Annotated in this window: 17 protein-coding genes and 1 tRNA gene; 6 read left to right on the forward strand and 12 right to left on the reverse strand. The window is 70.5% G+C overall.

The genetic code is table 11. The features are described 5' to 3' along the window. Positions 1–85: 85 nt before the first annotated feature. From cysN to AB0H21_RS39395, 4 genes are all read right to left on the reverse strand, one after another. Positions 86–1,348, reverse strand: coding sequence for a sulfate adenylyltransferase subunit CysN (cysN, locus tag AB0H21_RS39380; protein ID WP_358526930.1), 1,263 nt, complete (start codon positions 1,346–1,348; stop codon positions 86–88). Positions 1,349–1,499: 151 nt separating this feature from the next. Next, complete coding sequence (cysD, locus tag AB0H21_RS39385) at positions 1,500–2,414, reverse strand: sulfate adenylyltransferase subunit CysD (protein ID WP_358526931.1); 915 nt, start codon at positions 2,412–2,414, stop codon at positions 1,500–1,502. An 18-nt stretch (positions 2,415–2,432) separates the two neighbouring features. Next, a complete protein-coding gene (locus tag AB0H21_RS39390) occupies positions 2,433–3,230 on the reverse strand; it encodes a 3'(2'),5'-bisphosphate nucleotidase CysQ (protein ID WP_358526933.1) in 798 nt (265 codons plus the stop codon). Positions 3,231–3,309: 79 nt separating this feature from the next. Beyond that, positions 3,310–4,662 (reverse strand): sugar transferase, encoded by a 1,353-nt coding sequence (locus tag AB0H21_RS39395; RefSeq protein ID WP_358526994.1) that lies wholly within the window; start codon positions 4,660–4,662, stop codon positions 3,310–3,312. A 375-nt stretch (positions 4,663–5,037) separates the two neighbouring features. On the opposite strand from AB0H21_RS39395, the gene AB0H21_RS39400 reads away from it, so the two are divergent. Then, on the forward strand, positions 5,038–7,149 hold the full coding sequence (locus AB0H21_RS39400; protein WP_358526935.1) for a BTAD domain-containing putative transcriptional regulator: 2,112 nt from the start codon (positions 5,038–5,040) through the stop codon (positions 7,147–7,149). A gap of 90 nt (positions 7,150–7,239) precedes the next feature. On the opposite strand, the gene AB0H21_RS39405 is transcribed toward AB0H21_RS39400, so the two are convergent. The 6 genes from AB0H21_RS39405 to AB0H21_RS39430 form a co-directional block, all read right to left on the reverse strand. Beyond that, positions 7,240–7,851, reverse strand: a complete 612-nt coding sequence (locus tag AB0H21_RS39405) for a hypothetical protein (protein ID WP_358526936.1) — start codon at positions 7,849–7,851, stop codon at positions 7,240–7,242. Positions 7,852–8,030: 179 nt separating this feature from the next. After that, complete coding sequence (gene pth / locus AB0H21_RS39410; protein ID WP_358526938.1) at positions 8,031–8,627, reverse strand: aminoacyl-tRNA hydrolase; 597 nt, start codon at positions 8,625–8,627, stop codon at positions 8,031–8,033. 97 nt (positions 8,628–8,724) lie between these two features. Next, positions 8,725–9,327, reverse strand: coding sequence for a 50S ribosomal protein L25/general stress protein Ctc (locus AB0H21_RS39415; protein WP_358526940.1), 603 nt, complete (start codon positions 9,325–9,327; stop codon positions 8,725–8,727). 289 nt (positions 9,328–9,616) lie between these two features. Further along, the gene (locus AB0H21_RS39420) at positions 9,617–10,609 is read right to left on the reverse strand and encodes a ribose-phosphate diphosphokinase (protein ID WP_358526942.1); all 993 of its coding nucleotides are present in this window, start codon (positions 10,607–10,609) and stop codon (positions 9,617–9,619) included. Positions 10,610–10,688: 79 nt separating this feature from the next. Beyond that, entirely contained in the window at positions 10,689–12,200 is a 1,512-nt protein-coding gene (glmU, locus tag AB0H21_RS39425) for a bifunctional UDP-N-acetylglucosamine diphosphorylase/glucosamine-1-phosphate N-acetyltransferase GlmU (RefSeq protein WP_358526943.1), read from the reverse strand. 203 nt (positions 12,201–12,403) lie between these two features. Then, positions 12,404–12,476 (reverse strand) — tRNA-Gln (locus tag AB0H21_RS39430). 377 nt (positions 12,477–12,853) lie between these two features. On the opposite strand from AB0H21_RS39430, the gene AB0H21_RS39435 reads away from it, so the two are divergent. The 4 genes from AB0H21_RS39435 (at position 12,854) to AB0H21_RS39450 (ending at position 18,155) form a co-directional block, all read left to right on the forward strand. Next, positions 12,854–13,792 (forward strand): acyl-CoA desaturase, encoded by a 939-nt coding sequence (locus tag AB0H21_RS39435; RefSeq protein ID WP_358526945.1) that lies wholly within the window; start codon positions 12,854–12,856, stop codon positions 13,790–13,792. A 139-nt stretch (positions 13,793–13,931) separates the two neighbouring features. Next, positions 13,932–15,065 (forward strand): TetR family transcriptional regulator, encoded by a 1,134-nt coding sequence (locus tag AB0H21_RS39440; RefSeq protein WP_358526946.1) that lies wholly within the window; start codon positions 13,932–13,934, stop codon positions 15,063–15,065. A gap of 77 nt (positions 15,066–15,142) precedes the next feature. After that, positions 15,143–17,233, forward strand: a complete 2,091-nt coding sequence (locus AB0H21_RS39445) for an RNA degradosome polyphosphate kinase (protein ID WP_358526948.1) — start codon at positions 15,143–15,145, stop codon at positions 17,231–17,233. After that, the gene (locus AB0H21_RS39450; RefSeq protein ID WP_358526950.1) at positions 17,226–18,155 is read left to right on the forward strand and encodes an NUDIX hydrolase; all 930 of its coding nucleotides are present in this window, start codon (positions 17,226–17,228) and stop codon (positions 18,153–18,155) included. The genes AB0H21_RS39445 and AB0H21_RS39450 overlap by 8 nt, the downstream gene beginning before the upstream one ends. Positions 18,156–18,232: 77 nt before the next feature. On the opposite strand, the gene AB0H21_RS39455 is transcribed toward AB0H21_RS39450, so the two are convergent. Together AB0H21_RS39455 and AB0H21_RS39460 are read right to left on the reverse strand one after the other, a co-directional pair. Next, positions 18,233–19,723: a CYTH and CHAD domain-containing protein gene (locus AB0H21_RS39455; RefSeq protein ID WP_358526951.1), complete on the reverse strand. Its 1,491-nt coding sequence runs from the start codon at positions 19,721–19,723 to the stop codon at positions 18,233–18,235. A gap of 168 nt (positions 19,724–19,891) precedes the next feature. Further along, a complete protein-coding gene (locus AB0H21_RS39460) occupies positions 19,892–20,677 on the reverse strand; it encodes a trans-aconitate 2-methyltransferase (protein WP_358526953.1) in 786 nt (261 codons plus the stop codon). A 90-nt stretch (positions 20,678–20,767) separates the two neighbouring features. On the opposite strand from AB0H21_RS39460, the gene AB0H21_RS39465 reads away from it, so the two are divergent. Beyond that, a complete protein-coding gene (locus tag AB0H21_RS39465) occupies positions 20,768–21,328 on the forward strand; it encodes a MarR family transcriptional regulator (RefSeq protein ID WP_358526996.1) in 561 nt (186 codons plus the stop codon). Positions 21,329–21,335: the final 7 nt, after the last annotated feature.

Raw genomic sequence — 21,335 nt, forward strand, 5'->3', positions numbered from 1 at the left:
ACGATGGTCCAGCGGACGAAAGTGCTCGCTCACCAGCGGCTACCAGGCACCGAGTCTGCCCGATCAGCCGACCCGGTAGCTCCCATTAGCGGGCGTCGACGATCATGCCGGCGCCTACGGTGCCGTTGGTGGATTCGTCGATCAGGATGAAACCGCCGGTCAGGCGGTTTCTGGCGTAGTCGTCGACGAACAGCGGTTGGGTGACGCGCAGGGAGACGCGGCCGATCTCGTTGAGGCCGAGGGACGTCGCGGACTCGTCGCGGTGCAAGGTGTTGACGTCCAGGCGGTAGTGCAGGTCGCGGACCATCGCGCGGGCCGTGCGGGTGGTGTGCTTGATGACGAGCTTGGAGCGCGGGCCGAGCTTGAGCCCGTCGGTCATCCAGCAGACCATGGCCTGGATGTCCTGGGCGACGTGCGGCCGGTTGTTGGGACGGCAGATCATGTCGCCGCGCGAGATGTCGATGTCGTCCTCCAGGCGGAGGGTGACCGACATCGGCGGGAACGCCTCGTCCACGGGCCCGTCGAAGGTCTCGATGGCCGCCACGCGGGTGGTCAGGCCAGACGGGAGGTGCATGACCTCGTCGCCGGGCTTGAGCACGCCGCCCGCGACCTGCCCGGCGTACCCGCGGTAGTCGTGGAAGTCGTGGTCGTTGGCCCGCTGGGGACGGATCACGTACTGGACGGGGAACCGCACGTCGACCAGGTTGCGGTCGGAGGCGATGTGCAGGTTCTCCAGGTGGTGGAGCAGGGAGGTGCCCTGGTACCACGGCATGTTCTCGGACCGGGACACCACGTTGTCGCCGTGCAGCGCCGAGATCGGGATGAAGGTCAGGTCTCCGACGTTGAGCTTCGCCGCGAACGCCGTGAACTCCTCGCGGATCTCCTCGAAGCGGTCGCGCGAGTAGTCGACCAGGTCCATCTTGTTGACGGCGAGCACGAGGTGGGGCACCCGCAGCAGAGTGGTGAGGAACGCGTGGCGGCGGGACTGCTCGATCACGCCCTTGCGCGCGTCGATCAGCACGATCGCCAGGTCGGCGGTGGACGCCCCGGTGACCATGTTGCGCGTGTACTGGATGTGGCCGGGGGTGTCGGCGATGATGAACTTCCGCTTCGGCGTGGCGAAGTAGCGGTAGGCCACGTCGATGGTGATGCCCTGCTCGCGCTCGGCCCGCAGGCCGTCGGTGAGCAGGGACAGGTCGGTGTACTCGGTGCCCCGGTCGCGGCTCGTGCGCTCGACGGCCTCGAGCTGGTCCTCGAAGATCGCCTTGGAGTCGAAGAGCAGGCGCCCGATGAGCGTGGACTTGCCGTCGTCGACGGAACCCGCCGTGGCGAAACGAAGGATGTCCATCAGAGCTGATCTCCATCGGTAGCGGCGAGGCGAGGAAGCGCGGGGCGAGAGGCGGCAAGGGCATGGGACCGGAGGGAACCAGCGGCCGGGTGCGCGACGCGCGCCTCGGATCGAAGCGCGCCGCCGGGATGGGCCAGGGAGGGGGAACGCATCAGAAGTAGCCCTCCTTCTTGCGGTCCTCCATGGCGGCCTCGGACGCGCGGTCGTCGGCACGCGTCGCGCCGCGCTCGGTGATGCGGGTGGCGGCGATCTCGGCGATGATCTGCTCGACCGTGGCGGCGGCGGACTGGACGGCTCCGGTGCAGGTCATGTCGCCGACCGTCCGGTAGCGCACGACGGCCTCGAAGGTCGGCTCGTCCTCGCCTCGGTTGACGACGTCGGAGTCGGCGAGCAGCATGCCGTCGCGCTCGAAGACCGTGCGGGTGTGCGAGAAGTAGATGGACGGGATCTCGATGCCCTCGCGCCGGATGTAGTCCCAGATGTCGAGCTCTGTCCAGTTGGACAAGGGGAAGACGCGGATGTGCTCGCCCTTGCGGATGCGCGCGTTGTAGAGGTTCCACAGCTCGGGCCGCTGGTTCTTCGGGTCCCACTGGCCGAAGTCGTCGCGGAAGGAGAACACGCGCTCCTTGGCGCGGGCCTTCTCTTCGTCGCGGCGGGCCCCGCCGAAGACGGCGTCGAACTCGTGCTCCTCGATCGCGTCTAGCAGCGTCGTGGTCTGCAGCCGGTTGCGGCTGGCCCGCCGCCCGGTCTCCTCGACGACCCGCCCGGCGTCGATGGACGCCTGGACGGACGCGACGACGAGGCGGGCGCCCAGCTCGGCGACCCGCCGGTCGCGGAACTCGATCACCTCGGAGAAGTTGTGCCCGGTGTCGACGTGCATGAGCGGGAACGGGATGGGGGCGGGCCAGAACGCCTTCTCCGCGATCCGCAGCATGACGATGGAGTCTTTGCCGCCGGAGAAGAGGAGACACGGACGCTCGAACTCGGCCGCGACCTCACGCATGATGTGGATCGCCTCAGCCTCGAGGACGTCGAGCTGTGATGTCGTGTAGTCCCTTGCAAGCATCTGCTCTTCCTCCGGGAGCTAGCCCTGACGGTGCGCGTCGCGGATGCCGGCGAGCAACGTTGGCGCCAGATCCGGTAGGGAGACCAGAATATCCGGCAGCGAGGGGTTCTCTTGGTTGTAGACCAAGGGACTCCCGTCGATGCGGCTCGTGTGGGCTCCCGCGGCGCGGGCGACCGCCACGGGGGCGGCCGAGTCCCATTCGTACTGGCCACCCGCGTGGACGTACGCCTCCACCTCGCCGGTGACCACCGCGACGATCTTCGCGCCGGCCGAGCCCATGGGTACGAGATCGGCACCCACGAGATAGGCCAGCTTCTTGACGAACTCGGGCGGCCGCGTGCGGCTGACGGCGATGCGGATTCTGCCCGGGCGGGACCTGGGCAGCTCGGACGGCTCGGCTGTGCTGAGCGTCACGCCCTGGGCGGGCAGCGCGACGGCCCCCGCCACCAGCTCGCCCTGGGCCCCCGCGCTCTGGGCGGCTCCGCGCTGCCACAGGGCGACGTGGACGGCCCAGTCGGCGCGCCCCGACTCGCCGAACTCGCGCGTGCCGTCGAGCGGGTCGATGATCCACACGCGGTCGGCGACCCGGCGGCGCGGGTGCAGCCGCTCTTCGCGGGTGCCCTCCTCGGACAGGACGTAGTCGCTCGGCCGCAACCGCGACAGCGCTTCGTTGAGGTGGACATGGGACTCACGGTCGCCCGCCTGGCGCAGCGCGGCGGGGTCGCCGAAGCCCTGGCCGGCGCGCAGCGCCAGGAGCCTCTCACCCGCCTCGGCGGCGAGATCTCTCGCGAGCGCGTGGTCGTCGCGTATCGTCACGGTGCCCTTCCTCATGCATGCCGCCCCGAGTTCCGAGGCCACGGGGGCGGTGCGCACCCGGGCCGCTTGCCGCCTCGGGCTAGTACGCGCCCGAGCCGCGCGCCACGGCGGACCACGTCTTCCACAGGATCTGAAGATCCAAAGTGAGAGACCAGTTCTCGACATAACGCAGGTCCAACCGTACCGATTCCTCCCACGAGAGGTCGGACCTGCCGTTCACCTGCCACAGACCGGTCATGCCGGGGCGGACGACCAGCCGCCGCCGCACGTCGTCCCCGTACCCCGCGACCTCCTCGGGCAGCGGCGGCCGGGGCCCGACCAGCGACATGTGGCCGACCAGCACGTTGACGAGCTGCGGCAGCTCGTCCAGCGAGTGGCGGCGTAACCAGGCGCCGATCGGGGTGACCCTCGGGTCGTCCCTGATCTTGAACAGCAGGCCGTCGCCGTCGCTGACGAGGTCGATCTTGCGGTGCTCGGCGTCCGTGCCCATCGTGCGCAGCTTGAGGATGGTGAACTCGGCTCCGTCCCTGCCCACCCGCGTCTGGCGGAACAGGGCCGGGCCGGGGCTGGTGGCGCGCACGGCGAGCGCGAGGGCGGCCAGGAGGGGGAACAGGACGGCGAGGGCGACGGCGGCGACCGTGCGGTCGAAGAGGTTCTTCAGGAGCCTGCGGGTGCCGGCCAGCTCGGGGTGCTCGACGTGCAGAAGCGGCAGCCCGGCGACCGGCCGGATCGTCGTGCGCGGCCCGGCGACCTCCATGAGCGCCGGGGCGACGACGAGGTCGGTGCGGGTCTTCTCCAGCCGCCAGGCCAGGCGGCGCAGGGCGGTGCCGTCGAGCTCGGGACAGGCGAGGACGGCGACGGTGTCGGCCTCGGCCTGGCAGACCGCCAGGGGGACGTCGGTGAAGTCGCCGAGGACCGGCACGCCCTCGACCTCGCCGAGGGAGTCCTCACGCGGGAGACACACGCCGACGACGTCCATGCCGTGGTACGGCTCGGCGCGGAAGCGGCGGATCAGGTCGGCGAGCGCGGCGCGGTGGCCGGCGGCGATCACGCGGCGCATGCACCGCCCCCGGGCCCGCATGGCGTGGAGCCTGCGGCGCAGCCCGTAGCGGCAGCACAGTGTGAGCAATGTCATGAGCGGGAGTGCCAGGACGACGTACCCCCGGGCCAGGTCGGTCTTGGTGACGTAGGCGGAGATCGCGACGCCGGCGGTGAGGAGGAACCCGCACTGCGAGATGCGCCGGAACTCCTCGGACCCGACCCCGACCAGCCGCGACTCGTACGCCCGGTTGAGGCCGAGCAGGCACACCCACAGGACGGGCAGCACGAGGCTGAGCACAAGGTAAGGCGTGACGTACGGCGTGACCTGGCCGAACCGGACGTTGACGGCGGCCGCCCCGGCGAGGAGCCCGCAGACGAGGTCGATCGCCACGGCGCGGACGCGGTAGCGCCGGACCCATCGCGGCAGCCACGGCCGCCCGTACGGCCCCGCGAAGCCCTCGAACGGCGCCGCGGGCCCGCGCGGCGGCTTCCGCACCGAGACCTCAGGCCTCTCGGCCACGCCCACCTATGCCTCCCCGCTACCGTCCGGACACTTTCCGTGAGGATGCTAGCGGGCCGGTCCGACAATCTTGACCGATTCATGGAACTCTCCTGACCGCCGGCGTGGACTCCTGGCCCGCCGACGGCGGTCCAACCGCCGTCCGGCCGGACCTCTCTCACTTTGCAAGTGACCCGTAAGGAGCCGTCAAACAATCACACATACCAACATGTCAGGAATCCAGTCATTTACCGGGGAGGTCACCAGATGACCGATTCGACGTCGGGCTCTGTTCGTCCGGGATCGTCGGCCACCCGCCCGCCGAAGGCCGTGGTGCGTCTTCTCGGCCCGCTGGAGGTGCTCGGCCCCGCGGGCCGGGTCCAACTGGTCGGCGTGCGGCAGCGCACGCTGATCGCGCTGCTGGCGTTGCGGGTCGGCGAGATCGTGACCTACGAGCGGCTGGTGGACGGCCTGTGGGGGGAAGATCCGCCCGTGACGGCGCTGGCCAGCCTTCGCAGCCACGTCGCCCGCGTGCGACGGGCCCTGGCCGACGCCGACCTGCCGGACGTGCTCGCCACCAGAGGCCGGGGATATTCGCTCGGCCTCGACCCGAGGTCCGTGGACGCCTGGCGTTTCGCGTGGCATGTCAGCGTGGCGAGGCGTGTGCCGGCCCGCGAGGAGCCCACGCGCGTGGCCGAGGAGCTGAGCCGAGGGCTGGACCTGTGGCGGGCCGACGTACTTGTGGACTGTCAGGTGTGGGGGTGGGCGGACGGGGAGGCCGCGCGGCTGCGCGAGCTGCGCCTGTCGGCGACCGAGGATCGCTGGGCGGCGGGTCTTCGTTCGGCCGACCCGGTGGAGGCGATCGGCGAACTGGAGCGTCTGGTCGGTGCCCATCCCCTGCGGGAGCGGCTGTGGGAACTGCTGCTGGAGGCGCTGCGCCTGGCCGGACGGCTGGGCGAGGCGCTCGCCGTCTACCAGCGGGCGCGGGCCGTGCTCGCGGCCGACCTGGGGGTCGAGCCGGGGACGGCGATGCGCAGCCTGCACGCCGGAATCCTCGCCGACAACGCCAGGGAGGTAGCACCCCCTGTCGCTCTGGACGTTCTGCGCCGCCCCCCTATGGCGTCCGGCCTGCCCGTGCCGCTCACCGAGTTGATCGGCCGGGATCCGGAGCTCGACGCCATCATCGACCTCATCGGTTCGCACCGGCTGATCACCCTGACCGGTGCGGGCGGATGCGGAAAGACCCGCCTGGGCATCGCCGTCGCCTCCCACGTGGCCGGCGACCTCGCCGATGGCGCCTGTTTCGTCGACCTTTCTCCCGTCAAGGAACCGCACATGGTCGCCGCCACGGTCGCCGCCTCGCTGGGGCTGCGGGAGCGGCCGGGATCGGATCCCGAGCGGACGCTCACCGCCGGTCTACGAGACCGCGAGCTGCTGCTGGTCCTGGACAACTGCGAACACGTGAGGGAAGGGTGCCGCTCACTGGTGAGACGGCTGCTGGGCGCGTGTCCGAAGGCCCGTGTGCTCGCCACTACGCGTATCCGGCTCGCCGTCCCCGGCGAGCTCGTGCGGCACATCCCGCCGTTGCCGGTTCCCGACCCCTCCCGGCACGGCACCCTGGCGGAGGTGATGGCCTTCCCGTCCGCCCAACTGTTCCAGGCCCGCGTGTGGGAGCGGACCGGAACACGGATCGCCGAAGCCGACGCCCACGCGCTGGCGCGCGTCTGTGTCGAGCTGGACGGCCTACCCCTCGCCCTCGAACTGGCCGCCGCGCGCAAACCCATGCTGACCATGTCGGAGATCGCCGACCGGCTGGGCGACCGCCTGCACGTGTTCAGCGACAGCGCCACCATGCCCAGTCACCGCAGCTTGAACGCGACATTGGATTGGAGCTACGAACTGCTCAGCGCCTCCGAACAGGCGCTGTTCCGTCGCCTGGCCGTCTTCGCCGGGGGCTTCACCCTCGACGCCGCCCAGGCGCTGTGGCCGGAGGAGACGCTCACGGTGCTCGGGGCCCTGGTGGACAAATCGGTGGTCATGACCGAGCAGTACGGCGCCGGCTCGCGCTACCGCCTTCTGGAGACGGTACGGGCCTATGCCGCGGAGCGGCTCGCCCGCACCGTCCCAGAAGAGGAGGCCCAGGCCCGCGACGCCCATGCCGAATACTTCCTCCGTCTCGTGCGGGCGGGGGATCGGCATGAGGACGGGCCCGAAGATCAGGACCGGTTCGACCGGTTCGCCGGCGAACACGACAACCTGCGGGCGGCGATGTCGTGGGTGTCCGCGCGGCCGTCCGGCGACACCGATCCGAGGTTCGTCCTCGCTCTGCGGAGGTACTTCGATCAGCGCGACCACCATCAGGGGTCGCGCGGCGCCTGAGCGGTCCGCCGGGCGCCGGAGGTGGGCCCCGGCGTCGCGACGCCCGCCGCCACAACGGCATCGACGTCGCCGGGGCCCACCCCGCGGGTCTCAGGGGCCGATGACGACCTGGTGCTTGAGTTCCTGGTACGCCTCGTCGAACTCCGCCACCGCCACGTCCCGCCAGGGATCCGGCAAGGGGCCGCCGTTGGCCTTCTGCAGCGCGGTCAGCCCGTCGGCGATGTCGACACCGGCGGCGCTCAGCCACGGAATGGCGGCGGGCCTGAGGACACCGGCGTAAATGTCGATGTACCCGACCTGCGCCACGCTCACGGTCGTGTTCCTCCCCAGCGTCTGCGCGGCGGAGGTGAACGAATTCAGCGCCTCTCCGCGAAGCTGCTGCCGAACCGTGGGGTTGGTGGTCAGCGCCGCCTGGTCGAGCGACCTCAGCCCCCTGGTCAGCGCCGTGACGTACTGGATCTTGATCGTCTCGGGAAGCACCGTGTATTCACGGAAGTCGAGCGCGAACGGGGGCGGGCACGTCGGGCACACGGTCTCCACCAGGATCGGAATCGGGATGCAGTCGACGATCCTTCCGTTCCTCCAGATCGGGATGCAGTTCGAGTACCCGTCGGCCGAGGCCGGTGTGCTCACCGCCACCTGTCCTAGTAGCACCGAGACGAGAAGAGCGAGCAGAGCGGCCGCCCATCGGCTGCGTTTCACTGATCCTCCTTGGGGGGTGCCGGGTGCGCTGTCATCACGCGCGCCGGGCCGCGGCCGACGGCCGCTACCGGAGCAGCACCGGTTTACCCCGCCGACCTTGTGGCGGCGTTGTGGCGGCGTTGTGGCGGCATTGCCACGGCTCCGCGCGGGCTGGAGGAGGCGCCCGCGGGCCCGCCACGTCAGCGTGGCGGCTTCGCCGGCTTCAGGTCGCTCGGGTGGAAGGTGTTCTGCGTGGCCTCCAGGCCGCTGGTGATCAGCGATTCGGCGACGTCGGCGGCGCGGTCGACCAGGAAGGGAAGGTCCTTACGCTCGGCGGTGGCGAAGTCACGCAGAACGAAGTCGGCGGCGTCCATGCGGCCCGGCGGGCGGCCCACGCCGAAGCGGACGCGCAGGTAGTCCTTGGTGGCGAGGGACTTGGTGATCGAACGCAGGCCGTTGTGCCCGTTGTCGCCGCCGCCGATCTTGATGCGCAGCGCGCCGTACGGGATGTCCAGCTCGTCGTGGACGACGATGATGTTCGCCGGGACGACCTTGAAGAAGTCGGCCAGCGACTTGACCGGCCCGCCCGAGAGGTTCATGTACGACCGCGGCTTGGCCAGCACGACGGAGGCGCCCGCGAGACGCCCCTCGACGACCTCGGCGTGCGCCTTGTGCGTCTTGAAGCGGCCGCCGACGCGCGCGGCGAGCTCGTCCAGCACCATGAACCCGGCGTTGTGCCGGTTACCGGCGTACTCGGGGCCGGGATTGCCCAGGCCGACGATCAACCAGCGGTCCACGACATGTCTCTCCGTTCACTCGGCGCCCGGCGGATGGCCGCGGACATCGAACAGGGCAGCCCGCGGCGCGTGGCTGCCCTGACGACGATACGGGAGATTACTCCGCGGCGGCCTCGTCGGACGCGGCCTCGGCCTCGCCTTCCGCGGCCTCCTCGGTCGCGGCCGTCGGGAGGACGGCGACCTGCAGCACGACGGTCTCGGCGTCGGCGGCGAGGCTGGAGCCCTGCGGGAGCTTCAGGTCGCCGGCGGTGATGACGGCGCCGACCTCCAGGCCCTCGATGTCGACCTCGACACCGGTCGGGATGTGGGTGGCCTCGGCCTCGACGGCGACGGTGAGGGTCTGGTGGTCGAGCAGGCCGCCCGGAGCGATGTCGCCGATGGTGGTGACCGGGATCTCGACGGTGACCTTCTCGCCGCGCTTCACGAGCAGCAGGTCGACGTGCTCCAGGAAGCCCTTGATCGGGTCGCGCTGGACGCCCTTGGGCAGCGCGATCTCGTTGACGCCGTCGCCCTGGAGGCGGATGAGCACGTTCGGCGTGCGCAGGGCGAGCAGCAGCTCGTGGCCGGGCAGCGTGAGGTGCTTGGGCTCGATGCCGTGTCCGTAGAGAACGGCGGGGACCTTGTCGGAGCGGCGGATCTTGCGCGCGGCGCCCTTGCCGAACTCGGTGCGCGGCTCGGCGGCGATACGTACCTCGGACACGGTGATCTCCTAGGGAGTCTGGGATTCCAAGCGCTCACCCTCACCCGCCCTAGCGGTAGGCGTTACGAGCGCGGACAACCCTCTAAGACTACCGTGTTTATGGCCGTGCCTTCGGCACGGCGGTTCGGGGCGCCCCTTTAGGCGATGTTCTTCCGCCCTCACGCACAAGGGATCGTCCCTCACCCTTGTGCGTGAGGACTCCAGAACACCGCCGCGCCCCGAACGGGCCTATGCCGTGCCTCCGGCACGGCGGGTTCGGGGCGCTTTGGGGTCGGCGCCCCGAACGGGGTCAGGCGTCGCCCTCGAAGAGGCTGGTCACCGAGCCGTCGTTGAAGACCTCGCTGATGGCGCGGGCGATCAGCGGGGCGATCGACAGGACGGTGAGCTTGTCGAAGCGCTTCTCTTCGGGGATGGGCAGTGTGTTGGTGACGACGACCTCGGAGATGCGCGAGTTCTTCAGCCGGTCCACGGCGGGGTTGGAGAAGATCGCGTGGGTGGCGGCGACGATGACGTTGGTGGCGCCCTGCTCGTACAGCGCGTCGGCCGCCTTGGTGATCGAACCGCCGGTGTCGATCATGTCGTCGATCAGCACACAGGTGCGGTCTCTGACCTGGCCGACGACCTCGTGGACCTTCACCTCGTTGGCGACGTCCAGATCGCGCCGCTTGTGGATGAACGCGACGGCGGTGCCGAGCTGGTCGGCCCAGCGCTCGGCGAGGCGGACGCGGCCGGTGTCGGGCGAGACGATGGTCGTGGTCGCCGGGTCGAGCTTGTCGCTGAGGTAGCGGTGCAGCACGGGCATGGCGAACAGGTGGTCCACCGGGCCGTCGAAGAAGCCCTGGATCTGCGGGGTGTGCAGATCGACCGACATGAGCCGGTCGGCGCCCGCGGTCCTGAACAGGTCGGCCATGAGCCGGGCCGTGATCGGCTCGCGGCCGCGGCCCTTCTTGTCCTGCCGGGAGTAGCCGAAGAAGGGCAGGACCACGGTGATGCGCTTGGCCGACGCCCGCTTGAGGGCGTCCACCATGATCAGCTGCTCCATGACCCACTTGTTGATGGGCTCGGTGTGGCTCTGGATGACGAACGCGTCGCTGCCCCGCACGGATTCGAGGTAGCGGGCGTAGATCTCGCCGTTGGCGAAGTCGTGGAGCCTGGTCGGGGTGACGTCGATGCCGAGGTCCTTGGCCACTTCCTCGGCCAGCTCCGGGTAGGCCCGGCCGGAGAAGAACATCAAGTGCTTCTCACCGGTCGTCTTCTTGCCGGTCGTCTTCTTGTCGCTCACGCTGCCCTCCTCTCCTTACGGCCCGCCGGACGTCTCCGCGACGCGACGCCGCAGTTATCGGCTCGCTCGCCGCGTTGTTTCATTTGGTGCTCTCCCGATGTTGTTCCCCGGCGGGCCCATCTTGATCACCCGCCGGTCCGGCGGCTTCGGCCGGTTGCGTGGCCGAGCCGTCCAGGGCGCGCTGCGCCGCCTCGGCCGAAGCCGTGCCGGCGCGCCTGCGCGCGACCCACCCTTCGATGGTGCGCTGACGCGCGCGGCCCACCGCCATCGCCCCCGGCGGAACGTCGTTGGTGATGACGGAGCCGGCCGCGGTGTAGGAGCCGTCGCCGATGGTGACCGGGGCGACGAGCATGTTGTCGCTGCCGACCCGGACGTGGTCGCCGACGGTCGTGTGATGCTTCCGCACGCCGTCGTAGTTCACGAAGACGCTGGACGCGCCGATGTTGGAACCCTCGCCGATGGTGGCGTCGCCGACGTAGGTGAGGTGCGGGACCTTGGACCCCGCGCCGACGCGGGCGTTCTTCATCTCGACGTAGGTGCCGGCCTTGGAGCCCGGGCCGAGGATCGTTCCGGGCCGCAGGTAGGCGTACGGGCCGACCGACGCGCCGGGGCCGATCTCGGCGCCCTCGCAGACGGCGTTGCGCACGACGGCGCCCTCGCCGACGGTGGTGTCGGTGAGGGTGGTGGCGGGCCCGACCTCGGCGCCGGAGGCGACGGCCGTGCGGCCGTGGAGCTGGGTGCCGGGGTGGACGACGACGTCCCGGTCGATCGCGACGTCCACGTCCACCCAGGTGGAGGCGGGGTCGACGATGGTGACGCCAGCGCGCATGTGGGCGTGGATGATGCGGGTGTTGAGCACCCCGCGGGCGAAGGAGAGCTGGACGCGGTCGTTGACGCCCTCGACCTCGATGTGGTCGGCCGCGACGTACGCGCCGACGCGGTGCCCGTCCTCGCGGAGGATCGACAGCACGTCGGTGAGGTACTCCTCTCCCTGGGAGTTGGCCGTGGAGACGCGTTTGACGGCGTCGGCGAGCAGCAGCCCGTCGAAGGCGTACACGCCGGAGTTCATCTCGCGGATGACCCGCTGCTCGGGGGTGGCGTCGCGCTCCTCGACGATCTCCAGCACGGCGCCGGTCGCGTCGCGGATGATGCGCCCGTAGCCGGTGGGGTCGGGGACCTCGGCGGTCAGGACGGTGACGGCGTTGCCGTCGGCGGCGTGGGTGACGAGGAGTTCGGCCATGGTCTCGGTGCGCAGCAAGGGCGTGTCGCCGTAGGTGACCAGGACCGTTCCGTTGATGGTGCCGACCGCCTCCAGGACGGTGCGCACGGCGTGACCGGTGCCGTTCTGCTCGGCCTGGACGACGGCGCGGGCGTCCGGGCCGGAGGCGGCGAGATGGGCCTGGACCTGCTCGCGGGCGTGGCCGACCACGACGATGAGGCGCTCGGGGGCTAGGCCTCGCGCGGCGGCCAGCACGTGGTCGACCAGGGGACGACCACACAGCTCATGCAGGACCTTGGGGGTGGAGGACTTCATGCGGGTGCCCTCGCCCGCGGCGAGGACGATGACGGCTGCCGGGCGCGGCACACTCACGGAACGAGGCTCCCTCGGCGTCGCGGCTGAGACATGACAGAGCGGGACGACGCGCGGTAACCCCCTGGGCACCGCACCGCCACCCACCCGACACCGCGAGCTTACCCGCCGCCCGCCTGGCGGGTCGCGGGCCCCTCCGTGAAGGGCCCGGCCCTGCCAGGACATCGCCGCGTGCCGCCCGCGACGGATGAGGAGAAGAAAAGTTCCGGCGCCTGGACTCGAACCAGGACAACCCTGCTCCAAAGGCAGGTGGGCTGCCAATTACCCTACGCCGGACCGATTCGCGACCTTCCCAAACCGCGGTGACAAGGATACCCATCCAACGCCCTTGCCGCCCAACGCATTGCCGCCCGGCTCCGGGGCAGGGGGGCTCTGCGGCGTGGATACCGCGCGGGCGGCAAGGGAGCGAAAGTCGTGGGATCCGCCGCCTTCGCGCCGGGCACGCGGGAACGCGGACCAGGTCATTGGCATATGGGGATGGGTCCCTTTACCAGGTTTGGGGATGAATGCGCAAGACGTGGATCCGCCACCGGATGGCGCGCGAACCTTCATCTTCCCCACATTCCAGGCTTAGGGATTCCTAACTTACGATGCCGTAGGTTACGGTTACGTAGCTCCAGATCGTCCGCTCTACCGAACACGTGAGGTAGCCCATGACCGTTGTCGCAGACCGCGCGACCCCCGCGCCGCGTCCCGATCTCGAACCGGAGCCGAAGTCGAACTTCGAGCGCGTCCTGCTCGTCGTCTTCGTCGCGGCGCCCTTCCTCGCGCTGCTGGCGGCCATCCCGCTGGCGTGGGGAAGCTTCCTGAGCTGGACGGACGTCGCGATCACCGCGGTGTTCTACCTGATCAGCGGGCTCGGCGTCACCGTCGGATTCCACCGCTACTTCACCCACGGCTCGTTCAAGGCCAACCGGCCCCTGAAGATCGTCCTCGCCATCGCGGGCAGCCTCTCGCTGGAGATGGGCGTCATCGACTGGGTGGCCACCCACCGCCGCCACCACAAGTACTCCGACAAGGAGGGCGACCCGCACTCGCCGTGGCGCTTCGGCAGCGACTGGAAGGCCCTGACCAAGGGGCTGCTGTTCGCCCACATCGGCTGGATGTTCTCCTCCGAGCGCACCAACCGCGAGCGCTTCGCCAAGGACCTGATCAACGACAAGGACGTCAACCGCATCCACAACGCGTTCCCCTGGCTCGTCGCCGCCTCGCTGATCCTGCCCGGGGTCATCGGCGGCCTGGTGACCTGGTCGTTCACGGGCGCGGTGACCGCGTTCTTCTGGGGCAGCCTGGTGCGCATCGGCCTGCTCCACCACGTCACCTGGTCGATCAACTCGGTCTGCCACGTGTTCGGCGACGAGGCGTTCGAGGTGCGTGACAAGTCCCGCAACGTCTGGTGGCTCGCGATCCCGTCCTTCGGCGAGTCCTGGCACAACCTGCACCACTGCGACCCGACCTCGGCCCGTCACGGCGCGCTCAAGGGGCAGATCGACTCGAGCGCCCGCGTGATCCGCTGGTTCGAGCAGGCAGGCTGGGCGACCGACGTCCGGTGGCCCACTCCCGAGCGTCTGGCGGCCAAACGGCGTGTCTGACCTGCCCTCTCGGTCGGGCCGCCCCCTGGCGGCCCGAACGTCCGGCAATTTCCCGGCCCGCCTCCCAGATCCGGGTATAACCCCTCAAACCACCACTATTGCGGTTGCCTCACCCGCAGGGCCCAGCATTATTAGACCCATGACCGAGTCCTCCACCCCCCGCGGACGCGTCCGTATGACGGGTAAGGAGCGCAGGGAGCAACTGATCCGGGTCAGCCGCACCCTCTTCGCCGAGAAGGGCTTCGACGGCACGTCCATCGAAGAGATCGCGGCCAGCGCCCAGGTGTCCAAGCCGGTCGTCTACGAGCACTTCGGCGGCAAAGAGGGCATCTACGCCGTCGTGGTGGACCGCGAGATGCAGCGGCTTCTCAGCCTCACGGCCGTGGCGCTGCAGGCGGGCCACCCGAGGATCCGGCTGGAACGTGCCGCGCTCGCGCTTCTGCAGTACGTCGAGGAGTCCAGCGAGGGCTTCCGCATCCTCGTGCGCGACTCCCACGCCGCCTCCGGGACCGGCACGTTCGCGAGCCTCATCAGCGACATCGCCGGCCAGGTCGAGGACGTCCTCGCCGACGAGTTCGCCAACCGCGGATACCTGCCCACCCTCGCCCCGATGTACGCGCAGATGCTCGTCGGCATGGTGGCGCTCACCGGCCAGTGGTGGCTGGACGCCCGCAGGCCCGACCGCGAGGAGGTGGCCGCGCACCTGGTCAACCTCGCGTGGAACGGCCTCACCCGGCTGGAGTCGCAGCCCCGGCTGACCGCCGCCTCCACGCGCGCCAGGCCCGTCCCGCAGCCCGCCATCGAGTTCAACGGCGCCTCCGCGCTCACCGGCAAGGAGCTCAAGGGCCTGGAGAAGGCCCGCGAGAAGGACCTCAAAGAGCTCGAGCGCGCGCGCGAGAAGGACCTCAAGGAGCAGGAGCGCGCACGCGAGCGCGAGGCCAAGGAGCAGGAGAAGGTCCGCGCGCGCGAGCAGCGCGAGCAGGAGAAGCTGGCGCGCGAGCAGGAGAAGGCGCTCGCCCGGGAGCGGCGCGAGCAGGAGCGGCTACGGGCCCGCGAGGAGCGCGAGCGCGAGAAACTGCTGCGCGAGCGTGAGAAGCAGCGCGCCCAGGAGGCCAAGCAGTCCGATCGGGACACCACCCGGAGCCCCCACGCCGCCGGGCACGGCGAGCGTGTGGAACTCGTCGAGAGGGTAGACCTGGTCGAACGGGTGCAGATACCCCGGCGCCCGGAGCTCGGCCCGGCGGGTGAGCACGGCGAGGACGGCCAACCGTGATCAAATCCCCCGGCAAGTAAAACCGTCGTTGCTGAAAAGTTAACGTGTCGTTCAATTATATAGGGCATTTTGGACATATGTCCGTCGAGATCGTGCCGCCCACCCCTGCAGGACACGACCTGCCCCTCCCTCAGGACCGGTTCCTCAACCGCGAGGAGAGCTGGCTCCACTTCAACGAGCGAGTGCTGGAGCTGGCCGAAGATCCTGATGTTCCCCTGCTGGAACGGGTCCGTTTCCTCGCCATTTTCGCCAGCAACCTGGACGAATTCTTCCGGGTGCGCGTGGCGGGGCTCAAACGCCGCATGGCCACCGGCCTGCTGCTGCGCACGAAGAGCGGGATGAAGCCCCGCGAGGAGCTCGTCAAGATCGCCAAGATCGCGGACGACCTCGCGCGGCGCCACGCGGCGGTCTACCACAAGCAGATCTGCCCGCAGCTCACCGGCGTGGGCATCGACATCGTGCGCTGGGACGACCTCAGCCGGGACGAGCGCACCGCGATGCGCAAGCTCTTCCGCGAGCGCATCCGGCCCGTGCTCACCCCCCTCGCGGTCGACCCCGCCCACCCGTTCCCGTACATCTCGGGCCTCTCGCTCAACCTCGCCGTCACCGTGCGCAACCCGAGCACGGGCAACACCGTGTTCGCCCGGGTCAAGGTCCCCTCGCAGCTCCCCCGCTTCGTCGCCGTCGCCAAGGACCGCTTCGTCCCGATGGAGGACGTGATCGCGGCCCACCTCGGCCAGCTCTTCAAGGGCATGGAGATCGTCGAGCACCACGTCTTCCGGGTGACCCGCAACGAGGACCTGGAAGTCGACGAGGACGTCACCGAGAACCTCATGAAGGCGCTGGAGAAGGAGCTGCTCATGCGCCGCTTCGGCCTCCCCGTCCGCCTGGAGGTCGAGGACACGATCACCCCCGAGGTGCTGGAGCTCCTGGTCGACGAGCTCGACGTCAACGACTACGAGATCTACCGGCTCCCCGGCCCGCTCGACCTGTCCGGCCTGCACGCCATCGCCGACCTGGAGCGCGGCGAGCTGAGCTTCCCGCCGTTCGTCCCCGCCGAGACCGTGCACGCCGACGACGACCTGTTCACGACGCTGCGCGAACGCGACATCCTGCTGCACCACCCCTACGACTCGTTCGCCACCAGCGTCCAGCGGTTCATCGAGGACGCGGCGGCCGACCCGAACGTCATCGCCATCAAGCAGACGCTGTACCGCACCAGCGGCGAATCGCCGATCGTGGACGCGCTGATCGACGCCGCCGAGGCCGGCAAGCAGGTCGTGGTCGTCGTGGAGATCAAGGCGCGGTTCGACGAGCACGCCAACATCAAGTGGGCGCGCAAGCTGGAGAAGGCCGGCTGCCACGTGGTCTACGGCGTGCTCGGGCTGAAGACGCACGCCAAGATCGCGCTGGTCGTCCGGCAGGAGGCCTCCGGCGAGCTGCGCCAGTACTGCCACATCGGCACGGGCAACTACAACCCCAAGACCGCGCGCCAGTACGAGGACTTCGGCCTGCTCACGGCCGACCCGCTGCTCGGCGAGGACCTCACCGACCTGTTCATCCACCTCACCGGCTACAGCCTGCACTCGGCCTACCGGCGGCTGCTGGTCGCCCCGCACGCCCTGCGCGACGGCCTGCTGACCCGCATCGACCGCGAGATCGCCCACCACCGCGCCGGCCGCCCCGCGCGGATCCGGATCAAGGCCAACTCGCTGGTGGACGAGCCGCTGATCGACGCGCTGTACAAGGCGTCCAACGCAGGCGTCCCCGTGGACCTCATCGTCCGGGGCGTGTGCACGCTGCGGCCCGGCATCCCCGGCCTGTCGGAGACCATCCGCGTGCGCAGCATCCTCGGGCGGTTCCTGGAGCACTCGCGCATCTACGAGTTCGGCGGCGGACGCAGGCCCGAGATCTGGATCGGCAGCGCCGACCTGATGCGCCGCAACTTCGAGCGCCGGGTGGAAGCGCTGGTCAAGGTGAGCAGCGCCCGGCAGCGCGCGTACCTGTCGGAGATGCTCGACCTCGCCATGACCGACACCACGAGCAGCTGGTGGCTCGACGGCGACGGCACCTGGGTTCGCCACCACACGGGCGAGAACGGCGAGCCTCTCCTTGATCTGCAGTCTCACCTGATAGGAAGCAGGCGGTGGAGGAGCATCGATGACTGACGCGCCCCCCGAACACGCCGAGCGAAGCGAGGCCATGGGCTCCATGGGTACTGACACGCTGATCCGGGCCGCCGGGGCGGTGGTGTGGCGCGGGGCGAGCGACGATCCCGAGATCGCCGTCATCCACAGGCCGCGGCGCGACGACTGGTCGCTGCCCAAGGGCAAGCTGCTGCCCGGCGAGCACATGATCGCGGGGGCGCTGCGCGAGGTGGCCGAGGAGACGGGCCTCGGCATCGTCCTCGGCCGCCGCCTGCCGACCGTCAACTACCTGAAGGACGGGCGGCCCAAGCGCGTGGACTACTGGACGGCGCGCGCCGTCGCGCAGGTCGCCGAGTTGCCCTCCGACGAGGTGGACGGCCTGGAATGGCTGCCGCTGGACCAGGCGCGGGCCCGCATGTCGTACGAGGTGGACGCCGGGATGCTGGCGGGCCTGCTGGACGCGCCGCTGGAGACGACGCCGCTGGTACTGGTCAGGCACGCCAGCGCCGGCGAGCGCGAGGAATGGGCCGGCGACGACGACCTGCGGCCGATCGACAAGGAGGGCGAGGAGCAGTCCCGCTGCCTGGCCGAGGTGCTGTACGGCTACCGTCCCGCCACGCTGCTCAGCTCGCCGAGCAAGCGGTGCGTGCAGACACTGGTGCCGTACGCGGCCAGGGAACTGCGGCGGATCGACACCGACCACCTGCTGACCGAGACCGACTACGACGCGCCCGCGACGCTCGCCCTCACGTCCAAGCTGGTCGACGCGGGCGAGCCCGCGCTGGTGTGCAGCCACGGCAAGGTGCTGCCCGAGCTGATCGAGGGACTGCTCGGACAACGCTCGGGCCCGCACCTGGACGACACGCACCTGGGCAAGGGCGGCCTCGCGGTGCTGCACCACACGGACGGGCGGATCGTGGCGGCGGAGCGCTACCGCACCTGAGCCCGTCCAGGTCCCACCGGACACCCGAACACGCCCGGGCCCGGGCCCGTCACGCAGGCCTCCGGCCCTCGCGCGGGTCAGGACGCGCCCGTCACCTCGGCCCACACGGCGGGGAACTGCTCGTACGAGCGCTCGGCGGTGGCGCGCTCGATCCCGGCGAGCAGGCCGTAGGTGAAGGTGTCCTCGCCGGCCTGACGCGCCCGCTCGGCCTCCTCCAGAAGGATCTTCTGGGCGACCACGCCGTCCTGGTGCAGCCCGAGGACCGTCTGCACGGCCTTGGCGCGCTTGGCCAGCGCGTCCGCCTCGTCGCCGAGCAGGGGGCGCAGCGCCTCGGCGGTGTACCGGGCGCGCTTGGCCGCCTTGCGCACGTCGTGCATGGCGATCTCGCGCTGCTCGGCGTCCTCGATGGCCTGCGCCGTCTCGTACCGCTTCACGACGCGCCTCCAGCTCTTGTCCGCGACCCGCGACAGCGTGACGTCGGCGCTCTTGACGGCGAGCGGGGTGAGCGGGGGGTTCACGACCAGCGCGTCCAGCCGGTCGAGCAGGGCGAAGTACCGCTCCCCGCTCATCGCCTCGACCGCGCGTCCCAGCGCCTCCCGCTCGCGCTCGGCGAGGTCGTCGCCGAGCCGGGTGCGGACCGGGCCGGACACGACCTCGGGCTCCAGCTCGTCCAGGTGGGCGGCGAAGCGCTCGCGGATCACCTCCAGGTCGCGGGCCTCCCCCAGCACGTTGGAGATCCACCGCAGCTCGTCCTGGATTCCGGTGGTCTCGGCGATCACGGCGGAGAACGACTTCAGCGCGCTGCGCAGGCGGCGGCCGGCCACCCGCATCTGGTGGACGGCGTCCTCCTCCGACCTGCGGACCCGCGGGTCCTGGGCCGTCAGGGCCGCCACCTGCGAGGCCACGTAGGCGACGACCACGCCGCCCGCCGAGTCCGGGTCCGGGGCGGTGGTCGCCTGGACGGGGCCGACGGGGACACGGTCGCCGAGGAGGCGGGCCAGCTTGCTCTCGGTGCCCGCCGGGGTGGCGCCGGCCTTGCGCAGGCGCTTGCCGACCTTCTTCAGCACGCCCTCGTCGCCGTCGATCAGCTCGGCCTCGACCTCGCGCCAGCGCTCGACGTGCTGGTCCTCGCCGAACACGGTGCCCTTGACGTGGTCGTCGGCGATCTCCACCAGCCGCGTGCCGTCGGCGCCGCACAGGCTGGTGACCTTGCGCAGCGTCTCCAGCTCGGCGACCTGGACGAGCTTCTCGCCCCGGGTCTGCGCCATCACCAGCTCGGCCAGCTCAGGGGGCACGATCTTGGCGCTGCGGGTGAGCGGCCGGGTGATCTCGTTGCGCACCCCCTTGGCCTTCGGCAACTTCAGGTGCCAGCCGGCGTCGTCGCCTCCGCGCCGCCGCCGCAGGGTGATGCCGCGGGCGGCCAGGCGCAGGTCCGGCGTGTCGAAGTAGACGGCCACCAGGCGGTGGCTCACCGTGTCGACGGCCTCCTCGCACCCCGGGACCCCGGCGAAGTCGGGCATCGCGAAGTCCACCGGCACGTCGAACTTGTCCTCGATCTCGATCGCCATGACCCACCCCTAAGTAGCCGAATCCCGGCCATAATGCCACCTTTAGGTTAACAATCAGCGATCAGTAGGCGACCCATACTTCAACCATCGAAAGAGTTCGCCTACGAAGCCCTCATACAGCCTCGTCCGGCGACCCCTCCGACTCCAGGAACTCGAGGCGATTCCCGCTCACGCCGACGTCCCGGCGGGCGTGTGGGCGACGGCGAAGACGCGGCGGAAGGGGAAGGGCGTGCCGTATGGGCGCGGCGGGTAGGCCTTGTCCAGCTCGCGCGCGCAGTCGGCGAGGAACGCCTCGCGCGCCGGCTCGTCGCCCGCGAGCCGGTCGAGCATCGGGCGCAGGGCCGTCCCGGAGATCCACGAGAGCACGGCGTCCTCGCCGGGGAGCACGTGGACGTAGGTCGTCTCCCAGGCGTCGACCTCGCAGCCCAGGCCGGCGAGCAGCGCCAGGTAGCCCTCGGGGCCGTCCACCGGGTCGGGGCGGACCAGGTCGCCGAGGCGGTCGCTCCACGCGGGCGACGCGCAGATCCGCCGGACGGCCGCGTGGCTCGGCGCGCCGAAATTGCCCGGCACCTGGAACGCCAGCCATCCGCCCGGCGCGAGGTCGTCCACCCAGCGCGCGAGCAGTTCGCGGTGCTCGGGCACCCACTGGAGGAGTGCGTTGGAGAAGATCACGTCCACCGGGCGGTCCGGGCGCCAGTCGCGGACGTCCGCCACGCTGAAGGACGGCCCCGGCGGCGCCTTGGCTATCATCGCGGGCGAGGAGTCGATCCCGTGGACGGCGGCCTCGGGCCAGCGGCGGCCGAGCTCGACGGTCAGCTCGCCGGGCCCGCAGCCGAGGTCGACGACGAAGTCCGGGCGCTCGGCGCGGACGCGGGAGAGCAGCTCGAAGAACGGGCGGGCACGCTCGTCGGCGTGCCTGCCGTACACGGCAGGGTCCCACATATCTCTTGACATCAAGATAGTTCATATCGGCAGAGATGTCTCGACGTCAAGAGAGATAGACTCGGGCGCATGACGACGCGCCACAGCGACGGGGTCGCCGATATGCCCGAAGGCACGAAGGATGTCGTGGAGTCCCTCCGGGACGCCTCCCAGGACACCGCCCGGGACGAGGTCGATCAGCTTGTCGCGTCCTGGCACAAGGAACGTCCCGATCTCGACGTCTCCCCGCTGCAGGTGCTCAGCCGCGTCTCCCGGCTCGCCCGCCACCTCGACCGCGCCCGCCGGGCGTCCTTCGCCGAGCACGGCCTGGAGTCCTGGGAGTTCGACGTCCTCACCACCCTGCGCCGGGCCGGCGAGCCGTACGAGCTCAGCCCCGGGGCGCTGCTGCGCGCCACGCTCGTCACGTCCGGCACGATGACCAACCGCATCGACCGCCTGGCCGCCGCCCGCCTGGTGCGCCGGCGCCCCGACCCCGAGGACCGGCGCGGCGTCCTCGTCTCCCTCACCGACCAGGGCCGCGAGCGGGTGGACGAGGCCTTCGCCGACCTGCTGCGCCGCGAACGCGTCCTGCTCGCGGGCCTCGACCCCGACGCCCAGCACGCCCTGGCCGGGCTGCTGCGGACGATCCTCGTCCCGTTCGACGCCGGCGAGAACGCCTCCTGACGTCCCG

The sequence above is a fragment of the Sphaerisporangium sp. NPDC051011 genome (assembly GCF_040653595.1).
In the GTDB taxonomy this organism is placed as follows: Bacteria; Actinomycetota; Actinomycetes; order Streptosporangiales; family Streptosporangiaceae; genus Sphaerisporangium.

Excerpts from the sequence above, each read along its gene's own strand:
- cysN (WP_358526930.1), bottom strand. The coding sequence starts at position 1,348 with ATGGACATCCTTCGTTTCGCCACGGCGGGTTCCGTCGACGACGGCAAG.
- AB0H21_RS39450 (WP_358526950.1), top strand. The coding sequence starts at position 17,226 with ATGACTGACGCGCCCCCCGAACACGCCGAGCGAAGCGAGGCCATGGGC.
- AB0H21_RS39460 (WP_358526953.1), bottom strand. The coding sequence starts at position 20,677 with ATGTCAAGAGATATGTGGGACCCTGCCGTGTACGGCAGGCACGCCGAC.
- AB0H21_RS39455 (WP_358526951.1), bottom strand. The coding sequence starts at position 19,723 with ATGGCGATCGAGATCGAGGACAAGTTCGACGTGCCGGTGGACTTCGCG.
- AB0H21_RS39445 (WP_358526948.1), top strand. The coding sequence starts at position 15,143 with ATGTCCGTCGAGATCGTGCCGCCCACCCCTGCAGGACACGACCTGCCC.
- AB0H21_RS39435 (WP_358526945.1), top strand. The coding sequence starts at position 12,854 with ATGACCGTTGTCGCAGACCGCGCGACCCCCGCGCCGCGTCCCGATCTC.
- AB0H21_RS39465 (WP_358526996.1), top strand. The coding sequence starts at position 20,768 with ATGCCCGAAGGCACGAAGGATGTCGTGGAGTCCCTCCGGGACGCCTCC.
- cysD (WP_358526931.1), bottom strand. The coding sequence starts at position 2,414 with ATGCTTGCAAGGGACTACACGACATCACAGCTCGACGTCCTCGAGGCT.
- AB0H21_RS39440 (WP_358526946.1), top strand. The coding sequence starts at position 13,932 with ATGACCGAGTCCTCCACCCCCCGCGGACGCGTCCGTATGACGGGTAAG.
- AB0H21_RS39400 (WP_358526935.1), top strand. The coding sequence starts at position 5,038 with ATGACCGATTCGACGTCGGGCTCTGTTCGTCCGGGATCGTCGGCCACC.